This window comes from Xanthomonas sp. NCPPB 3582 (assembly GCF_041475735.2).
In the GTDB taxonomy this organism is placed as follows: Bacteria; Pseudomonadota; Gammaproteobacteria; order Xanthomonadales; family Xanthomonadaceae; genus Xanthomonas; species Xanthomonas codiaei.
This window is the reverse complement of record NZ_CM192968.1, coordinates 2,849,288-2,866,870: the sequence shown is the minus strand read 5'-3', so window position 1 is coordinate 2,866,870 and position 17,583 is coordinate 2,849,288. Positions and strand designations below refer to the sequence as shown.

Here is a 17,583-nt window from a genome sequence, read left to right as displayed (position 1 = left end):
GGGAGGGTACGGCGTTCTTGCTGTGACCAATCCCCAATCCCGAATCCCCAATCCCGACTACTTGGATGCCAACCGCACGCCGCCGTCCAGGCGGATCACTTCGCCGTTGAGATAGCGATTGCGCAGAATGAAGGCGACGGTGTCGGCGTATTCGTCGGGTCGGCCCAGGCGCGAGGGGAACGGGATCGCCGCGGCCAGCGATTGCTGTACCGCTTCGGGCATGCCATCGACCATCGGCGTCCAGAACACGCCGGGGGCGATCGTCATCACGCGAATGCCGAAGCGGGCCAGCTCGCGCGCCATCGGCAGGGTCATGCCGACCACGCCGCCCTTGCTGGCGGCGTACGCGGCCTGGCCGATCTGGCCCTCGTAGGCGGCCACCGAGGCGGTGTGGATGATCACCCCGCGTTCGCCATCCTCGCCGGCGGCGTTGTGTTGCATGACATCGGCCGCGGCCTTGGCGACATTGAAGCTGCCGACCAGATTGACCAGCACGGTGTTGCGGAAGGTCGCCAGCGGCATCGGCGCTTCCTTGCCCAGCACGCGGCCAGCGCCCAGGATGCCGGCGCAGTTCACCACCAGATTCAGTCCGCCCAATGCCTGTGCGGCCTGCGCGATGTTGGCCGCCACCTGCGCTTCATCGGTCACATCGGTGGCGAAGTAGTGCGCGTTGCCGGCACCCAGCAGCGCAAGCGCCGCGTCGGCCTTGTCGGCATTGACGTCGAACAGGGCCACCTTGCCGCCATCGGCAACGATGCGCTGCGCCACTGCCAGGCCGAGCCCGGACACGCCACCGGTGATCACCGCGAGGACAGGAGTTGGCTGCATGGATGGAATCCTTGAAGAAGCGGTGCGGGCCGACACAGGTCGGCTCGCGAACGGGTTGGCGCGGGGCCGGCAATTCTAGCCGAAGCCCTTGCGCGATCGTGGTGGTGTAACGGCCTGGCGAACCTCAGCCGGCCGCCGCCAGTGCCTTGCCCACCTTGCTGCCGGTGTCGCGCCCGAGCAGTTGCGCCAGCCAGCGGCCGGTGCGGGCGAGGGCGGGCAGGTCGATGCCGGTGGACATGCCCAGGCCATGCAGCAGGTACACCACGTCTTCGCTGGCGACGTTGCCGCTGGCGCCCTTTGCGTACGGGCACCCGCCGGCGCCGGAGACGGCGGCATCGACCACGCGCACGCCTTCCTCTAGGCAGGCGGCGATATTGGCCAGCGCCTGGCCATAGGTATCGTGGAAATGCACGGCCAGGGCCTGCATCGGCACCTGCTGCGCCACCGCGGCCAGCATCTGCTGCGCCTTGCGCGGCGTGCCGACCCCGATGGTGTCGCCCAGCGAGATCTCATAGCAGCCCAGCGCGTACAGCCGTTGCGCCACATCCACCACGTCGGCCACCGGCACCTCGCCCTGGTAGGGGCAGCCGAGCACGGTGGAGACATAGCCGCGCACACGCACGCCATCGAGGGCGGCCTGCTCCAGGATCGGGCGAAACCGCTCGATCGACTCATCGATGCCGGCATTGGTGTTGGTGCGGTTGAACGTCTCCGACGCGGCCGTGAAGACCGCCACCTCGCGCGCCCCGGCGGCCTGCGCGCGGGTATAGCCCTGCAGGTTCGGCACCAGCACCGGGTAGGCGATGCCAGGCGCTTGCGTGATGCCGGCGAACACCTCGGCGGCGTCGGCCAGTTGCGGCACCCAGCGAGGGCTGACGAAGCTGGTGGCTTCGATGGTGCGCAAGCCAGTGGCCGACAACTGGTCGATCAGCGCGATCTTGTCGGCGGTGGCGATCGGTTGCGCCTCGTTCTGCAGCCCATCGCGCGGGCCCACCTCGACGATGCGGACGAAGTCGCTCATTCGGTCCGGTCGCCGTGCAGGTTGCTGCAGGCGAGGTCGACATGGTCGAACGCGCTCACGCCACGCTCTCCGGCACCCAGGCGGGAGCGCGCTTGTCCAGGAACGCCCCCAGGCCCTCCTGGCCTTCGGGCGAGACGCGCAGGCGGGCGATCCAGGCCGCGTTGGCGGCATCGATGGCGTCGCGGTCGGCGGCCGGCATGACCGAGCGCACCAGGGATTTGGCCGTGCTGGCGGCCAGTGGCGCAGCCGCCAGCAACAGGCGGACCTGGCGCTCCACTGCCGTGTCCAGTTGATCGGCCGCAACCAGCTGGTGCAGCAAGCCCAGCGCCTGCGCGGTGCCGGCGTCGAAGATCTCGGCAGTGGCGAACCAGCGTCGTGCCTGGCGCGCACCGATGGCGGCGACGACATAGGGCGAGATCACCGCCGGCAGCAGCCCCAATTTGCTCTCGGTCAGGCCGAAGCGCGCCTCGACGCAGCCGATGGCGATATCGCAGCAGGCCACCAGGCCGACGCCACCACCGAAGGCCGCGCCATTGACGCGGGCGATGGTGGGCTTGGGCAGTTCGTCCAGCGTGCGCATCAGTCGCGCCAGCGCCAATGCATCGGCGGCATTCTCTGTTTCGCTGGCACTGGCCATGCCGCGCATCCAGGTCAGGTCGGCGCCCGCGGAAAACGCGTCACCGGCACCGGTCAACACCACCACGCGGATCTGCGCTGCACTGCCGGCCTGTTGCAGGGCGGTGGTGAGGGCTGCGATCAAGGTCGCATCGAAGGCGTTGTGCACCGCGGGGCGGTGCAGGCGCAAGGTGCGGACCACTCCCTGGTCCTCGACGATCAAGCCGGTGTCCTGCATTGCCTACGTCCATGAATGGGATGCGAACCATGATAACGGCACCGCTCGCCGGAGCCATGACGCGGTGCGTCGATGCTAGAATTGAGAACCATTCCTAACAATCAGGCCGTCTTTGTGACGTTGTCGGATATGCCATTGCATCGTGTCGCCACCGTGGAATCCGTGCAGGACCGTCAGCCCAACGACACCATCGCACGGCGGTTGCGCGAGCTGGGTTTCGTGGCGGGCGAGGACGTGACGGTGCTGGCGGTGGGGCCTGTCGGCCGTGAGCCGCTGCTGGTGCAGGTGGGCTATACGCGCTTTGCCCTGCGCCGCAGCGAGGCGGCACGGGTGCAGGTGCGGCAGGACGGAGCACCTGCATGAGCGCGGCAGCGGCTCCCTTGCGTCTGGCGCTGGTGGGCAATCCCAACAGCGGCAAGACCGCACTGTTCAATCAACTCACCGGCAGCCGCCAGAAGGTGGCCAACTACACCGGCGTCACCGTCGAGCGCAAGGAAGGACACTTCCGCGCGCCGTCCGGACGCGATTTCGCCGTGCTGGATCTGCCCGGTGCCTACAGCCTGCAGCCGGCCAGCCTGGACGAGGCGATCACCCGCGACCTGTGCCGCGGCTTCTACCCCGGCGAACCGGCACCGGACGTGCTGGTCTGCGTGATGGATGCGACCAATCTGCGCCTGCACCTGCGCTTTGCGCTGGAGCTGCGCGAACTGGGCCGGCCGATGATCGTGGCATTGAACATGGTCGATGCCGCGCAGCGGCGCGGCATCGTCATCGACCTGCCGGCGCTGGAACAGGCGCTGGGTGTGCCGGTGGTGGAAACCGTGGCGGTGCGGCGCGGTGGCGCCAAGGCCCTGGTGGAGCGGCTCGATACGCAGGCGGCCAGCCTGGCCGCGCCGACCGCCACGCCCCCGGCCGATGGCAACTACCACGCGCAGGTGCGGCAGATCCTGAGCGCGGCGGTGACCATGCCCACGCGCACCTCGCGGGTGGACGACGCGCTGGACCGCTGGCTGCTGCATCCGGTCTGGGGGCTGGTGACGCTGGCGGTGGTGATGTTCCTGATCTTCCAGGCGGTGTATGCCTGGGCCACGCCGGTGATGGACCTGATCGATGCCGGCACCGCTGCGCTGGGCGAATGGGTGGGAACCGCCATGCCGGAAGGCCCGCTCAACAGCCTGCTCAAGGACGGCATCATCGCCGGCCTGGGCGGGGTGATCATCTTCCTGCCGCAGATCCTGATCCTGTTCGCCTTCATCCTGGCGCTGGAAGAATCCGGCTACCTGCCGCGCGCCGCCTTCCTGCTCGATCGCATGATGGCGGCGGCCGGCTTGTCCGGGCGCTCGTTCATTCCGTTGCTGTCGAGTTTTGCATGTGCGGTGCCGGGCATCATGTCCACCCGCAGCATCCAGGACCCGCGCGACCGGCTGGCCACCATCATGGTCGCGCCGCTGATGACGTGTTCGGCGCGCCTGCCGGTGTACGCGCTGCTGATCGGCGCCTTCATTCCGCAGAAGACCGTCTGGGGCATCTTCAACCAGCAGGGGCTGGTGCTGTTCGGTCTGTATGCCGCCGCCATCGTCAGTGCATTGCTGGTGTCGTGGACGATGAAGAAGTGGCGCCGCGACAAGAGCGAGCATCCGCTGATGCTGGAGCTGCCGTCCTACCGTGTGCCGCACCTGCGCGACCTGGCGCTGGGGTTGTGGGAGCGCGCCTGGATCTTCCTCAAGCGCGTGGGCGGCATCATCCTGGCGCTGACCATCCTGCTGTGGTTCCTGCTCTCGTTCCCGGCGGCGCCAGCCAATGCCACCCTGCCGGCGATCGACTACAGCTTCGCCGGCCGCATCGGCCACGCGATGGCGGTGTTCTTCGCACCGCTGGGCTTCAACTGGCAGATCTGCATCGCGCTGATTCCCGGCCTGGCCGCGCGCGAAGTGGCGGTGGCCTCGCTGGCCACGGTGTATGCGCTGTCGGCCGCCGATGACGATGCCGCCGCACAGGCCCTGTCGCCGCTGATCAGCGATGGCTGGTCGCTGGCCACCGCGCTGTCGCTGCTGGTCTGGTACATCTATGCACCGATGTGCATCTCCACGCTGGCCACGATCAAGCGCGAAACCAATTCGTGGAAGCAGATGACCGTCAGCGCGGTGTACCTGTTCGCGCTGGCCTACCTGGCCTCGCTGGTGACCTACCAGCTGGCGGTCGCGCTCGGGGCTGGCTGAGGTGGACCTGCCGCTCACCCTGCAATACCTGGTCATCGCCGTCGCGGTGCTGCTCAGCCTGTGGGTGGTGATGAAGAAGCAGTTTCCCGGCACGGTGCGCCGCTTGCGCGGGGCGCTTGCGCTCGCTCTGCTGCGCGCCGGCCTGCCGGCCTGGATGCACGTGCTCGGCCGCCGCATCGCACCGCCGGCCACGCAGGGTGGCGCGTCCTGCGGCGGTTGCGACAGTTGCGGCCCGACGCCGTCACGCAAGCACTGACGCGCGCAACCTCGGCTACACTTGCGCGGCCGCAGGACGCGGCATGACAGGGGGATGGGAATGCGTTTGCTGGTGTTGCTGGCGATCCTGGCCGCGGTGGCCGGGCTGTACAACTACGGCGGTAACTCGCTGGACGAAAAGCAGGTGCGCGATTTCTACGCCGCCCAGGACAAGGCGATGATGGGCCAGGATGGCGAGGCCCTGTGCAAGATGACGGCGCCGGAATTCGAAATGGTGGTCCTGTACCGCATGGATTCTCACCAGAAGCGCGAGACCACCAACCGCGCCAAGTACTGCAAATCCAACGGCGAATGGGCGCAGGTGCTGAGCCAGATGCGGCATTTGGCAGAGCCGGAAGAACTGATCGACTACAAGCAGACGATCACCAAGATCGAGATTGCGCCCGACGAACAGTCGGCGCTGGTGGAGACGCGCGCCACGCTCGGCCTGCCGGGCATGCGCATGACCTTCCGCTCGCGTGACAAGCTGATCCGCAAGCGCTGGAAAACGCTGATTACGCGCAGCGAGGGCTCCGCCTGGGTTGGGCCGGCTTACCAATAGCCTGGTGCCCGCAATGGCGGCGCGTTTCACGCTGCAGTGCACAGCATCCACGCAACTGTCGTTGGGTATGCTTGTGCCATGACCACTTCCTTCCAGATTTCCCGACGTGCGCAGGCGCTGACCAGTTCGGCGATTCGCGAAATTCTCAAGGTGACCGAGCGCCCGGAGGTCATTTCCTTCGCTGGTGGCCTGCCATCGCCGGCCACCTTTCCGGTGGAGCGCATGCGCGCGGCCAGCGACCAGGTCTTGCGCGATGCGCCGCAGGCGGCGTTGCAATACGGCCCGACCGAAGGCTATGCGCCGCTGCGCGAGTGGGTGGCTGCGCGCCTGAGCCGCGATGGCGCCAGCATCCGGCCCAGCCAGGTGCTGATCACCACCGGCTCGCAGCAGGGCCTTGACCTGTTGGGCAAAGTGTTCATCGACGAAGGCAGCAAGGTGCTGGTGGAGACGCCTAGCTACCTGGGCGCACTGCAGGCGTTTTCGCTGTTCCAGCCCAGCTTCGTCGGCATGCCCTCGGACGAGGAGGGCGTGGTGGTGGACGCGCTGGATCCGGCCCTGCTGGCCGATGCGCGGTTTCTGTATTGCCTGCCCAACTTCCAGAATCCCACCGGCCGCCGTCTGCCGCTGGCCCGGCGCCAGGCGCTGGTGGAGCGTGCCGCGCAGGCGGGCGTGCCGATTGTCGAAGACGATCCGTATGGCGAGCTGTATTACAGCGGTGAGCCGCTGCCGAGCCTATTGTCGATGAACCCCGAAGGCGTCATCTACATGGGTTCGTTCTCCAAGGTGCTCGCGCCGGGCCTGCGACTGGGTTACGTGGTGGCGCCGGAGGCGGTGCTTGGCAAGCTGATCCAGGCCAAGCAGGCAGCCGATCTGCATACGCCATCGTTCACCCAGCGCGTGGTGTACCAGACCCTGCAGGACGATTTTCTCGACACCCATATCCCGCAGATTCGCGCGCTCTACGCACGCCAGTGCAGCCTGATGCTGGAAGCGCTGGACCTGCACTTCCCGGAACAGGTGCAATGGAACCGCCCCGAAGGCGGGATGTTCCTGTGGGTCAGCCTGCCCCCGGGACTGGACGGCACGGCGCTGCTGGCGCGCGCCATCGCACGCAACGTGGCCTTTGTGCCGGGTGCGCCGTTCTTTGCCACCTTGCCGCAGGCCAACACCTTGCGCCTGTCGTTCGTGACCGTGCCGGCCGAAAAGATCGATGCCGGCATCCAGGTGCTGGGCGAAGTGTTGCGCGAGGCATTGGCCGAGCTGCCGGGGCAGGGTGCATGACGGCATCCGCAATGACCGCGCAGACGCCATCGTCCACGCCGATCGATAGCGTGGCCATTGGCGTGGCGCGCGATTTCAGCCGCCCTGGCTCGCGCAGCGCCATCGACAAGCGTGCGGTGCCCGGACCAGTGCGGGTGGGTATCGACGGGCTGGACGGCGACGAGCAGGGCGACCGCCGCGTGCATGGCGGGCCGGACAAGGCCATCCACCATTATCCGCGCGACCACTATGCCGCCTGGCGCAGCGAACTCGGTGCGCATGCCTTGCTGGAGAACGCCGGTGCCTTCGGCGAGAACCTGAGCACCGTCGGGCTGACCGAAGCCGACATTTGCCTGGGCGATCGCTTCGCGTTGGGCACGGCGGTGGTGGAGGTGTCGCAAGTGCGCCAGCCATGCTGGAAACTCTCTGACCGCTTCGGCGTGCGCGACATGGCGCGCCGGGTGCAGGACACCGGCCGTACCGGCTGGTACTACCGCGTGCTACAACCCGGTGTCGTGGCTGCAGGCGACGTCCTGGCCTTGCAGGCACGTCCGAATCCACACTGGTCGCTGTCGCGCCTGCAACAACTGCTCTACGCACGCGCGGTGGACGAAACCGCCATCGCCGAGGTGCTGACGCTGCCATTGGTGCCGTCATGGCGCACCCTGTTCGAACGCCGCCTGCAACGCAGTCAGGTCGAGAGCTGGAGCAAACGCCTGGATGGCGTGGAAGATTGAGGGCAGCTGACAACACGGTTGCTTGGAGCGGCTACCAAAACGTAGCGAGCGGTCGTCAGGTGGATGAGGACGGCGCGGAGGAAGCGCAGTGTACGAGTGGTACATGCCGCACCAAGCGCCGACCGCGCCCGCCTGACGGCCGCGCAGTCGTTCTGCTAGCTGCTCTTAGCAGCCATGCGGGCATGGCGGTGCCCGCAATCGGCAGGCCACTTCTCCGCTTCGAATGCTGCGCGCCGTCCACACCCACCCGACGACTGCTCGCCGCGTTCTGTAGCCCGCTTCAGGGAGCGATGCTTGCAGCGCCCGCGCTGATTGTCCTGGTTGATGCAGCTTTTTGGTGGGCTGGCGCCAAACCACCAGCCCACCGCACACCGAACCACCATCGCAACAACGTAGCCCCGCACGCTGCCGCGCCGACACGGCGCAGGCACTCCAGCCAGCGCCCGCAGTGCTCTCTTGCAGGCGTGCTCTGCAGCGGCGCGCAATGCGCGCTTACAGCACATCGCCATACTTTGCACCGCTGCCAGCCCAGCGCATGCATGCACAGTGCAAACGCGCGACCCTCGATTGCCAAGCGACTGATCAACCGCAAACGCAAGTGACGAGTAATCATCCCGCAGTCAGCCCGAGCCCCCAGCCAACTCCCGAAAAGTTCCTGCATCTACTCGCGGCCTCGGGCTTCATGCTCTCCGACTCCCGACTCCCGACTCCCGACTCCCGACTCCCGACTCCCGAATCCCGAATCCCAGCACCTTGTACAACCCCCGCAGCCTCGCTAGCCTGCGGGCATGACAACGTCTCCTATAAAAGTGTTGATCCACGGTGCCTCCGGGCGGATGGGCAAGGCCTTGCTGCGCCTGGCGGCCGATGACGAGGCCTTGCAGGTTGTCGGGGCAGTGGTGGGGCGTTCGCCTGCGCAGCGGGTGGTGGACGGCGTGCCGTTCTTCGCCGCCAGCGAGCTGGGCGGCGCGCCCGCCTTCGATGTGGCGATCGATTTCAGCCTGCCGCAGGGCTTTGCGCCGATCCTGGCGTTGTGCGCGCAGCGCGGCAAACCGCTGGTGTCCGGTACGACCGGCCTGGACGAGGCGCAGCGCTCGGCATTGCTGGAGGCCGCGCAACAGATCCCGCTGGTGTGGGCCTCCAACTTCAGCCTGGGCGTGGCGGTGCTGACCGAGCTGGTCGAACGTGCCGCCGGTACCCTGCCGGGCTGGGATTGCGACATCGTCGAAGCGCATCACGTGCACAAGCAGGACGCGCCATCGGGCACCGCGCTGACCCTGGGCGAAGCCGCCACCGGCAGCGGCGCGCAGCCGCGCTTTGCCAGCCTGCGTGCCGGCGATATCGTCGGCGAGCATACGGTGCAGTTCACTGGGCTGGGCGAGCGGGTGGAGCTGGTGCATCGCGCCACCAACCGCGACATCTTCGCGCGTGGTGCGCTGCATGCGGCCAAGCGCCTGATCGGCCGGCCTGCCGGCAGCTATCGGGTGCGCGACCTGGTGCTATAGCGCAGCGCAACCGCGTGTGAACGCACGCCGTGCGTGGCCGCGCATTCATGCGGGAGCGCCGCCGTGCAGGCGCTGGTCTCGCTCGTCAGGCTGGCAAGGCCGGGCACTTGCCATTACAATTCTCGCTTGCCCGAACCAGCGTCGGACCGGTCCCCAGCACCGCGTCCGCGCTTTGCTGCAACCGGAATTTGGCCGGAAGCGCATCGGAGTCCCAGGCAGCCAGAGCGAGACCCCACGTGACCCAACCCGCAATCCTTGTCCTCGAAGACGGCACCGTGTTCGAGGGCGAATCCGTAGGCGCCAACGGGCTTTCCGTCGGCGAAGTGGTGTTCAACACCGCCATGACCGGTTATCAGGAAGTCCTGACCGATCCCTCCTACGCCCGCCAGATGGTCACGCTGACCTATCCGCATATCGGCAATACCGGTTTCACCGACCAGGACGACGAGGCCCGCAAGATCTGGGCTGCCGGCCTGATCGTGCGCGATGTGCCGCGCCGTCCCAGTAGCTGGCGCAGCCAGGTGGCCCTGCCGGAATGGCTGCAGGCACGCGGCGTGGTGGCCATTTCCGGCATCGATACCCGCAAGCTGACCCGTCTGCTGCGCGAAAAGGGCGCGCAGAACGGTGCGCTGATGGCTGGCGAAATCGACGTGGAAAAGGCACTGGAAGCCGCGCGCAAGTTCCCCGGCCTGAAGGGCATGGACCTGGCCAAGGTGGTCTCGACCGAGGCCAGCTACACCTGGCAGGAAGGCTCGCTGGATTTGAATTCCAATACCTTCCTGGGTCTCGGTGCGTTGAATGATGGAAAGTCCGCACAAGGGCAAACATTCAAGGTCGTTGCCTACGACTATGGCGTCAAGATCAACATCCTGCGCATGCTCGCCGAGCGCGGCTGCGATGTCACCGTGGTGCCGGCGCAGACCCCGGTAGCCGAGGTGCTGGCGATGAACCCGGACGGTGTGTTCCTGTCCAACGGCCCCGGCGATCCGGAACCTTGCGACTACGCCATCGCAGCGATCAAGGAGTTGGTGGCGAAGAAGGTGCCGACCTTCGGCATCTGCCTGGGCCATCAGCTGCTGGCACTGGCCGCTGGCGCGAAGACGCTGAAGATGACCACCGGCCACCATGGCGCCAATCACCCGGTGCAGGATCTGGACGGCGGGCGGGTGATGATCACCTCGCAGAACCATGGCTTTGCGGTGGACGAAAGCACGCTGCCGGCCAATGTGCGGGTCACCCATCGCTCGCTGTTCGACGGCACCAATCAGGGCATCGCGCTGACCGACGCGCCGGCGTTCTCGTTCCAGGGCCATCCGGAAGCATCGCCGGGCCCGCGCGATGTGGGGCCGTTGTTCGATCGGTTCACGGCGCTGATGGCGGCCAAGGCCTGATGAAGGCAGCGCTGGCCCTGCCGTCGCGATCGCGCCGCTGGCGTGTGATCGTGTTGGCGGCGCTGGTGCTTGCTGCCTATCCGGCGTTCGTGCTGATTGCGGTGTATGCGCAGTGGCTCGGCGCCGGCCTGGCAGGCGGACGCAACGGGCCGGCCGATGCCTATCGACACAGCCTTGCAAGCGCCATCGTCGCCTACACCTTGTCCCCGCGCTGCGTGGATCTGGTCACGGCGATGATGGAGCGCGGCGGGCAGGGCAATGCCAGCCGGGCGATGGATGCCCACAACAATGCGATCGGCGCGCGTATCGGCGCGGCCGCTCCAAGCTGGGCCGCGATGCAGCGAGAGGTTCGCGCCGCGGTCGACCATGGTGCGATCGATGCCCGATCGCCCGACCAGATCACCTGGCGCGCTCCTGCAGCGTGGCAGGACCGACTTTACTGAGGACCCCCATGCCAAAGCGCACCGACCTTAAAACCATCCTCATCATCGGCGCTGGCCCGATCGTCATCGGCCAGGCCTGCGAGTTCGACTACTCCGGCGCGCAGGCGTGCAAGGCGTTGCGCGACGAGGGCTACCGCGTGGTGCTGGTCAACAGCAACCCGGCCACCATCATGACCGACCCGAACATGGCCGACGCCGTGTACATCGAGCCGATCAACTGGCAGACGGTCGAAAAGATCATCGCCAAGGAACGGCCCGATGCGCTGCTGCCGACCATGGGCGGTCAGACCGCGCTGAACTGCGCGCTGGATCTTGCCGACCACGGCGTGCTGGAGAAGTACAACGTCGAGCTGATCGGCGCCAAGCGCGAAGCTATCCGCATGGCCGAAGATCGCGAGCTGTTCCGCGTGGCGATGGGCGAGATCGGCCTGGAATGCCCCAAGGCCGAAGTGGCGCACACGCTGGAAGAAGCGCTGGATATCCAGACCCGCGTCGGCTACCCGACCATCATCCGTCCCAGCTTCACCCTGGGCGGTAGCGGCGGCGGCATCGCCTATAACCGCGAAGAGCTGATCGAGATCGTCGGCCGCGGCCTGGAGCTGTCGCCGACCACCGAAGTGCTGGTGGAAGAATCGGTGCTGGGCTGGAAGGAATTCGAGATGGAGGTGGTGCGCGATACCGCCGACAACTGCATCATCGTCTGCGCGATCGAAAATCTCGATCCGATGGGCGTGCACACCGGCGACTCGATCACCGTGGCCCCGGCGCAGACCCTCACCGACAAGGAATACCAGCGCCTGCGCGATGCCTCGATCGCGGTGCTGCGCAAGATCGGCGTGGATACCGGCGGCTCCAACGTGCAGTTCGGCATCAGCCCGACCACCGGCCGGGTGGTGGTGATCGAGATGAATCCGCGCGTGTCGCGTTCCTCGGCGCTGGCCTCCAAGGCCACCGGTTTCCCGATCGCCAAGGTCGCCGCCAAGCTGGCGGTGGGCTACACGCTGGACGAATTGCGCAACGAAATCACCGGCGGGCTGACCCCGGCCTCGTTCGAGCCGTCGATCGACTACGTAGTGACTAAGATTCCGCGCTTTGCGTTCGAAAAATTCCCGCAGGCCGATGCACGCCTGACCACCCAGATGAAGTCGGTAGGCGAGGTGATGGCGATGGGCCGCACCTTCCAGGAGTCGCTGCAGAAAGCGCTGCGCGGCCTGGAGACCGGCAAGATCGGCCTGGATCCGACCGGGCTGGACCTGAGCAGCGAAGACGACATCGCCGTGCTCAAGCGCGAGCTCAAGGCGCCGGGTCCGGAGCGCTTGTTCTACGTGGCCGATGCCTTCCGCGCTGGCATGACGGTGGACGAGGTCTACGCGCTGTCGTTCATCGACCCGTGGTTCCTGGACCAGATCGAAGAACTGATCAGCCACGAACAGCAACTGGCCGACGATGGCATGCCGGCACTGGATGCGCCGCGTCTGCGCACGCTCAAGCGCGCCGGCTTCTCCGATGCGCGTCTGGCGCAGCTGATCGGCAGCAACGAGGAATCGGTGCGTACGCTGCGCCGCGCGCTCAAGGTGCGCCCGGTGTACAAGCGCGTGGACTCGTGCGCGGCCGAGTTCGCCACCAGCACCGCCTACCTGTATTCGACCTACGAGGAAGAATGCGAGGCGCTGCCGACCACGCGCGACAAGATCATGATCCTCGGCGGCGGCCCCAACCGCATCGGCCAGGGCATCGAGTTCGACTACTGCTGCGTGCACGCGGCACTGGCGCTGCGCGACGATGGTTTTGAAACCATCATGGTCAACTGCAACCCGGAAACCGTCTCCACCGACTACGACACCTCCGACCGCCTGTACTTCGAGCCGCTGACGTTGGAAGACGTGCTGGAGATCGTCGAGCTGGAACAGCCCAAGGGCGTGATCGTGCAGTACGGCGGCCAGACCCCGTTGAAGCTGGCGCGTGCGCTGGAAGCCAACGGCGTTCCGGTGATCGGCACCAGCCCGGACTCGATCGACCTGGCCGAAGACCGCGAGCGTTTCCAGCAGCTGGTCGACACGCTGGGCCTGAAGCAGCCGCCGAACCGGATCGCGCGCAACCCGGAAGAAGCCCTGGTGCTGGCGCGCGAGATCGGCTACCCGCTGGTGGTGCGCCCGAGCTACGTGCTCGGCGGCCGCGCGATGGAAATCGTCTACGGCGAATCGGATCTGGCGCGCTACGTGCGCGATGCGGTGAAGGTTTCCAACGACTCGCCGGTGCTGCTGGACCGCTTCCTGGACAACGCGGTGGAAGTGGACGTGGACATCATTGCCGACAAGGACGGCAAGGTGCTGATCGGCGGGGTGATGGAACATATCGAAGAGGCCGGCGTGCATTCGGGCGATTCGTCCTGCTCGCTGCCGCCGTATTCGCTCTCGCCCAAGACCCAGGCCGAACTGCGCCGCCAGGTGGTGATGCTTGCCGAAGGCCTCAACGTGGTCGGCCTGATGAACACCCAGTTCGCGGTGCAGGTCAACGATGCGGGCGATGACATCGTGTATCTGCTGGAAGTGAACCCGCGCGCCTCGCGCACCGTGCCGTTCGTATCGAAGGCCATCGGCATGCCGCTGGCCAAGATCGCCGCCCGCTGCATGGCCGGCAAGACGCTGGCCGAGCAGGGTGCCACCAAGGAAATCGTGCCGGACTACTACTCGGTGAAGGAGGCGATCTTCCCGTTCGCCAAATTCCAGGGCGTGGACCCGATCCTGGGGCCGGAAATGCGTTCCACCGGCGAGGTGATGGGCGTGGGCCGCAGCTTCAGCGCCGCGTTCGCGCGTGCGCAGGAAGCTGGTGGCATCAAGGCGCCGCCGGTGGGCAAGGCCTTCGTGTCGGTGCGCGACCCGGACAAGCAGCGCGTATTGCCGGTGGCACAGGCGCTGGTGGAGCGTGGCTACACCCTGGTGGCCACCCGCGGGACCGGTGCCTGGTTGCAGCAGAACGGCCTGAACTGCGAGATCGTCAACAAGGTGGCCGAAGGCCGCCCGCACATCGTCGATTCGATCAAGAACGGCGAGATCGTGTATATCGTCAATACCACCGAAGGCCGCGCCGCCATCTCCGACTCGTTCTCGATCCGGCGTGAAGCATTGCAGCATCGCGTGACCTATTCGACCACTGTCGCCGGCGCCAAGGCGCTGGTGCATTCGCTGGAATTCCGCGGCACCGGCCCTGTCTGGTCGCTGCAGGAACTGCACAAGGAGCTTCAGGCATGAGAGCACCCATGACATCCAAGGGCGCGCAACGTTTGCGCGAGGAACTGGAACAGCTGAAATCGGTCAAGCGTCCGGCGGTGATCGCCGCGATCGCCGAGGCGCGCGCGCACGGCGATCTGAAGGAAAACGCCGAGTACCACGCCGCGCGTGAGCAGCAGAGCTTCATCGAAGGCCGCATCAAGCAGCTGGAAGGCGAGCTCTCGCATGCCGAGATCATCGACATCACCAAGCTGGGTGCCGGCAGCAAGATCGTGTTCGGCGCCACGGTGACGCTGGCCGACGTCGAAACCGACGAGGAAAAGCGCTACCAGATCGTCGGCGACCTGGAAGCGGACATCAAGATGGGCCTGATTGCGATTTCCTCGCCGCTGGCACGCGCGCTGATCGGCAAGCTGGAAGGCGATGCGGTGACCATCGACGCGCCGGCTGGCCAGCGCGAGTACGAAGTGGTCAGTGTCGCGTACCTGGATTGATCGCAGGCACGCCTGAGCGATGACCACCGCAACGCTGCTGCTGCCGGAAAAACGCCGCCTGCCCGGAAGCCTGGACGATGCGGTGGTGACGCGTGCGCTGGCGCGCGCCGACCAGCACGCTGCCGAGGCAGGCGAGGTGGCGCAGTTGCAGCGCCACTTCACCCTGACCCCGTCGCACTGGCCGGTGGCGGCGTTGACCCGGCAGCTGGATGCTGGCGATGCGGCCGGCGCCACCTGGGTGCGCGCCGACCCGGCCTACGTGGTGCCAGACATGCAGGGCGCGCGGCTGATGGGCTATGGCGAGGCGCTCGGTGCCACCGCCGAAGACCTGGCGATGCTGCTGCCGATCCTCAAGCCGATGTTTGGCGATGCCGGGTTCCTGCTCGATGCCCCCACGCCGTCGCGCTGGTACCTGCGGCTCTCGCCCGATGCTAGGCTGCCCGAGTTCGTGCCGCCGGAGGTTGCGATCGGCGACGACCTGTTCGACCATCTGCCCGCTGGCGATCTTGGTCGGCGCTGGCGCGCGCTGCTGACCGAGGCGCAGGTGATGCTGCACCAGCATCCCTGGAACGAGGGGCGCGTGGCCAGCGGCAAACCGGCGATCAACTCGCTGTGGTTCTGGGGCGGCGGCGTGCTGCCGCAGGCCGTGACATCGCCGCATCGCCAGGTACGTAGCCGCGAGTCGCTGCTGCGAGCGCTGGCATTGGCCGCCGGTGCCGATGCGCAGGGCGAACAACGCGTGGATGCGCTGGTGGATCTGCGCCATCTGCGCTCGTTGCAGCAATTCGGCGACGATGCAGTGGCACCGTTGCTGGCGGCGATGACACGCGGCGAGCTGGATCGGCTGGTGCTGGATTTCCAGGACGGCGAAACGCTGTCGCTGGCACGCACGCAACGCTGGCGGTTCTGGCGGTCGCCGCGGTTGCAGCTGGCGCAATGACGGGCAGTCCACGGATCGTCCGGCGCCCGCCAGGGCCGGCCGGAAGCTGGCCCGATGCCATGTTGCCGCTGCTGCGCCGTATCTATGCCGCACGCGGCGTGACCGATGCGCAAGGCGCGCAGCCACGGTTGGGGCAGTTGCTATCGCCGGAGCTGCTGCACAACAGCACCGTGGCAGCGAGCCTGCTGGCCGATGCGATTGCGCAGCAGCTTCGCATCCTGGTGGTGGGCGATTTCGATTGCGACGGCGCTACCGCCTGCGCCGTGGGCGTGCGCGGCCTGCGCATGCTCGGCGCGCTGGATGTGCATCACGCCGTGCCCAACCGCATGGTGCATGGTTACGGGCTGTCGCCGGCGCTGGTGGACGAGCTGGCCGTGTTGCAGCCGGATGTACTGGTCACCGTCGATCACGGCATCGCCTGCCATGCCGGCGTGGCCGCGGCCAAGGCGCGCGGCTGGACGGTACTGGTCACCGACCACCATCTGCCGGGCGAGATGTTGCCGCCGGCCGATGCGATCGTGGACCCGAACCTGGCCGTCGACGCTTTTCCCAGCAAATCGCTGGCCGGCGTGGGCGTGATCTTTTACGTGCTGCTGGCCTTGCGCAGCGTATTGCGTGCGCGTGGTGCGTTCGCCGGCCGCAGCGAGCCGGATCTGTCGGTGCTGCTGGATCTGGTGGCGGTGGGGACGGTGGCCGACCTGGTGCCGCTGGATACCAACAACCGTGCGCTAGTGTCGGCCGGCCTGCGCCGGCTGCGCGAGGGGCGCGGCTGCATCGGCCTACGCGCCCTGATCGACGCCAGTGGCCGCGATGTGGCGCGACTGAGCGCCAGCGATATCGGATTCGCGCTTGGCCCGCGCTTGAACGCGGCCGGCCGGCTTGAAGACATGGCGCTGGGCATCGAGTTGCTGCTCAGCGAAGACTGGAACCGCGCACGCGAGATCGCCGGCACCCTGGAAGAGATCAACGCCGAACGCCGCGCCGTGCAGCAATTGATGACCGACGATGCCGAGCAGGCGGTGACCAAGGTGGTGCTGGATGCCGACGGCGCCTTGCCGATCGCCGCCTGCCTGTTCGATCCGGACTGGCACCCCGGGGTGATCGGTCTGGTCGCTTCCAAGCTCAAGGATCGCCTGCATCGCCCGGTGATCGCGTTGGCTCCGGCCGAGCCGGGCAGCAGCCAGTTGCGCGGTTCGGCGCGTTCGATTCCGGGCCTGCATATCCGCGACGTGCTGGCAGCGGTGGATGCCCGGCATCCCGGCGTGATCCAGAAGTTCGGCGGCCATGCGATGGCGGCCGGGCTGAGCATCGAGCGTGACGCGTTACCGACCTTCGAGCAGGCGTTTCGATCGCAGGTACAGACGATGGTGGATGCCTCGCTGCTGCACGCCGAGTTGCATAGCGATGGCGAACTGGCCGCGCACGAACTCGATCACGTGCACGCCGAAGCGCTGCGCGTGGCCGGTCCATGGGGGCAGGGCTTTCCCGAGCCGCTGTTCGATGGGAAGTTCGAGGTGCTGCAACATCGCGTGCTCAAGGAACGCCACCTCAAGCTGACGCTGCGTTGCCTCGGCCGCGCCGAACCGCTCAATGCCATCCACTTCAATGGCTGGCGCGGCAGCGAACCGGCACGCATGGTGCGGCTGGCCTATCGACTGGTCAGCGACGACTATCGCGGCGGCACCGCGGTGCAGTTGATCGTCGAGCATTGCGAGCCGGCAACAGGCACGGGTTGATCTGAGTCAGAGCTTAGAAGGAAGGACTTGCAGCGTGTCCCGCGATGGTTAGCGGGCAAGGGCCCTGCAGCAAACGCGAAGACCTGGAGGGTGCGATGCCCTCACCGCT

16 protein-coding genes and 1 other RNA gene are annotated in these 17,583 nt (G+C 67.0%); 13 read left to right on the top strand and 4 right to left on the bottom strand.

The features are described 5' to 3' along the window. Positions 1-57: 57 nt before the first annotated feature. From ACCQ05_RS12095 to ACCQ05_RS12085, 3 genes are all read right to left on the bottom strand, one after another. Positions 58-828, bottom strand: a complete 771-nt coding sequence (locus ACCQ05_RS12095) for an SDR family NAD(P)-dependent oxidoreductase (RefSeq protein ID WP_372390463.1) — start codon at positions 826-828, stop codon at positions 58-60. 124 nt (positions 829-952) lie between these two features. Further along, positions 953-1,849, bottom strand: a complete 897-nt coding sequence (locus ACCQ05_RS12090) for a hydroxymethylglutaryl-CoA lyase (protein WP_228961561.1) — start codon at positions 1,847-1,849, stop codon at positions 953-955. 55 nt (positions 1,850-1,904) lie between these two features. Beyond that, positions 1,905-2,702 carry an enoyl-CoA hydratase-related protein gene (locus ACCQ05_RS12085; protein WP_372390460.1) on the bottom strand — a complete coding sequence of 266 codons (798 nt, stop codon included), beginning with the start codon at positions 2,700-2,702 and terminating at the stop codon, positions 1,905-1,907. Between the two features lie 114 nt (positions 2,703-2,816). Here ACCQ05_RS12085 and ACCQ05_RS12080 point away from each other — a divergent pair, with 114 nt between their 5' ends. From ACCQ05_RS12080 to ACCQ05_RS12055, 6 genes are all read left to right on the top strand, one after another. Next, positions 2,817-3,065: a FeoA family protein gene (locus ACCQ05_RS12080; protein ID WP_228961563.1), complete on the top strand. Its 249-nt coding sequence runs from the start codon at positions 2,817-2,819 to the stop codon at positions 3,063-3,065. Next, positions 3,062-4,921 carry a ferrous iron transporter B gene (feoB, locus tag ACCQ05_RS12075; protein WP_372390458.1) on the top strand — a complete coding sequence of 620 codons (1,860 nt, stop codon included), beginning with the start codon at positions 3,062-3,064 and terminating at the stop codon, positions 4,919-4,921. The genes ACCQ05_RS12080 and feoB overlap by 4 nt, the downstream gene beginning before the upstream one ends. 1 nt (position 4,922) lies before the next feature. Then, positions 4,923-5,177 (top strand): DUF6587 family protein, encoded by a 255-nt coding sequence (locus ACCQ05_RS12070; protein WP_372390456.1) that lies wholly within the window; start codon positions 4,923-4,925, stop codon positions 5,175-5,177. A 60-nt stretch (positions 5,178-5,237) separates the two neighbouring features. Continuing rightward, the gene (locus ACCQ05_RS12065; protein WP_372394059.1) at positions 5,238-5,738 is read left to right on the top strand and encodes a nuclear transport factor 2 family protein; all 501 of its coding nucleotides are present in this window, start codon (positions 5,238-5,240) and stop codon (positions 5,736-5,738) included. A gap of 78 nt (positions 5,739-5,816) precedes the next feature. Further along, positions 5,817-7,019: an aminotransferase-like domain-containing protein gene (locus tag ACCQ05_RS12060; protein ID WP_372390454.1), complete on the top strand. Its 1,203-nt coding sequence runs from the start codon at positions 5,817-5,819 to the stop codon at positions 7,017-7,019. Then, the gene (locus tag ACCQ05_RS12055) at positions 7,016-7,735 is read left to right on the top strand and encodes an MOSC domain-containing protein (RefSeq protein WP_372390452.1); all 720 of its coding nucleotides are present in this window, start codon (positions 7,016-7,018) and stop codon (positions 7,733-7,735) included. Before ACCQ05_RS12060 ends, ACCQ05_RS12055 begins: the two co-directional genes overlap by 4 nt. 29 nt (positions 7,736-7,764) lie before the next feature. On the opposite strand, the gene ACCQ05_RS12050 is transcribed toward ACCQ05_RS12055, so the two are convergent. Then, positions 7,765-7,840: non-coding RNA, sX9 sRNA (locus ACCQ05_RS12050), on the bottom strand. Between the two features lie 683 nt (positions 7,841-8,523). Between ACCQ05_RS12050 and dapB the strand changes: the two genes are divergently transcribed. The 7 genes from dapB (at position 8,524) to recJ (ending at position 17,474) form a co-directional block, all read left to right on the top strand. Continuing rightward, positions 8,524-9,240: a 4-hydroxy-tetrahydrodipicolinate reductase gene (gene dapB / locus ACCQ05_RS12045; RefSeq protein ID WP_372390450.1), complete on the top strand. Its 717-nt coding sequence runs from the start codon at positions 8,524-8,526 to the stop codon at positions 9,238-9,240. A 236-nt stretch (positions 9,241-9,476) separates the two neighbouring features. Next, complete coding sequence (gene carA / locus ACCQ05_RS12040; protein ID WP_228961570.1) at positions 9,477-10,631, top strand: glutamine-hydrolyzing carbamoyl-phosphate synthase small subunit; 1,155 nt, start codon at positions 9,477-9,479, stop codon at positions 10,629-10,631. Next, positions 10,631-11,074: a DUF6973 domain-containing protein gene (locus ACCQ05_RS12035; RefSeq protein ID WP_228961571.1), complete on the top strand. Its 444-nt coding sequence runs from the start codon at positions 10,631-10,633 to the stop codon at positions 11,072-11,074. The genes carA and ACCQ05_RS12035 overlap by 1 nt, the downstream gene beginning before the upstream one ends. A gap of 8 nt (positions 11,075-11,082) precedes the next feature. Further along, positions 11,083-14,325 carry a carbamoyl-phosphate synthase large subunit gene (carB, locus tag ACCQ05_RS12030; RefSeq protein ID WP_372390448.1) on the top strand — a complete coding sequence of 1,081 codons (3,243 nt, stop codon included), beginning with the start codon at positions 11,083-11,085 and terminating at the stop codon, positions 14,323-14,325. 8 nt (positions 14,326-14,333) lie between these two features. Continuing rightward, entirely contained in the window at positions 14,334-14,798 is a 465-nt protein-coding gene (gene greA / locus ACCQ05_RS12025; protein WP_208622721.1) for a transcription elongation factor GreA, read from the top strand. Positions 14,799-14,817: 19 nt separating this feature from the next. Beyond that, positions 14,818-15,738 carry a phosphoglycerate mutase gene (locus tag ACCQ05_RS12020; protein WP_372390446.1) on the top strand — a complete coding sequence of 307 codons (921 nt, stop codon included), beginning with the start codon at positions 14,818-14,820 and terminating at the stop codon, positions 15,736-15,738. After that, complete coding sequence (gene recJ, locus ACCQ05_RS12015) at positions 15,735-17,474, top strand: single-stranded-DNA-specific exonuclease RecJ (RefSeq protein ID WP_372390440.1); 1,740 nt, start codon at positions 15,735-15,737, stop codon at positions 17,472-17,474. Before ACCQ05_RS12020 ends, recJ begins: the two co-directional genes overlap by 4 nt. Positions 17,475-17,583 lie beyond the last annotated feature (109 nt).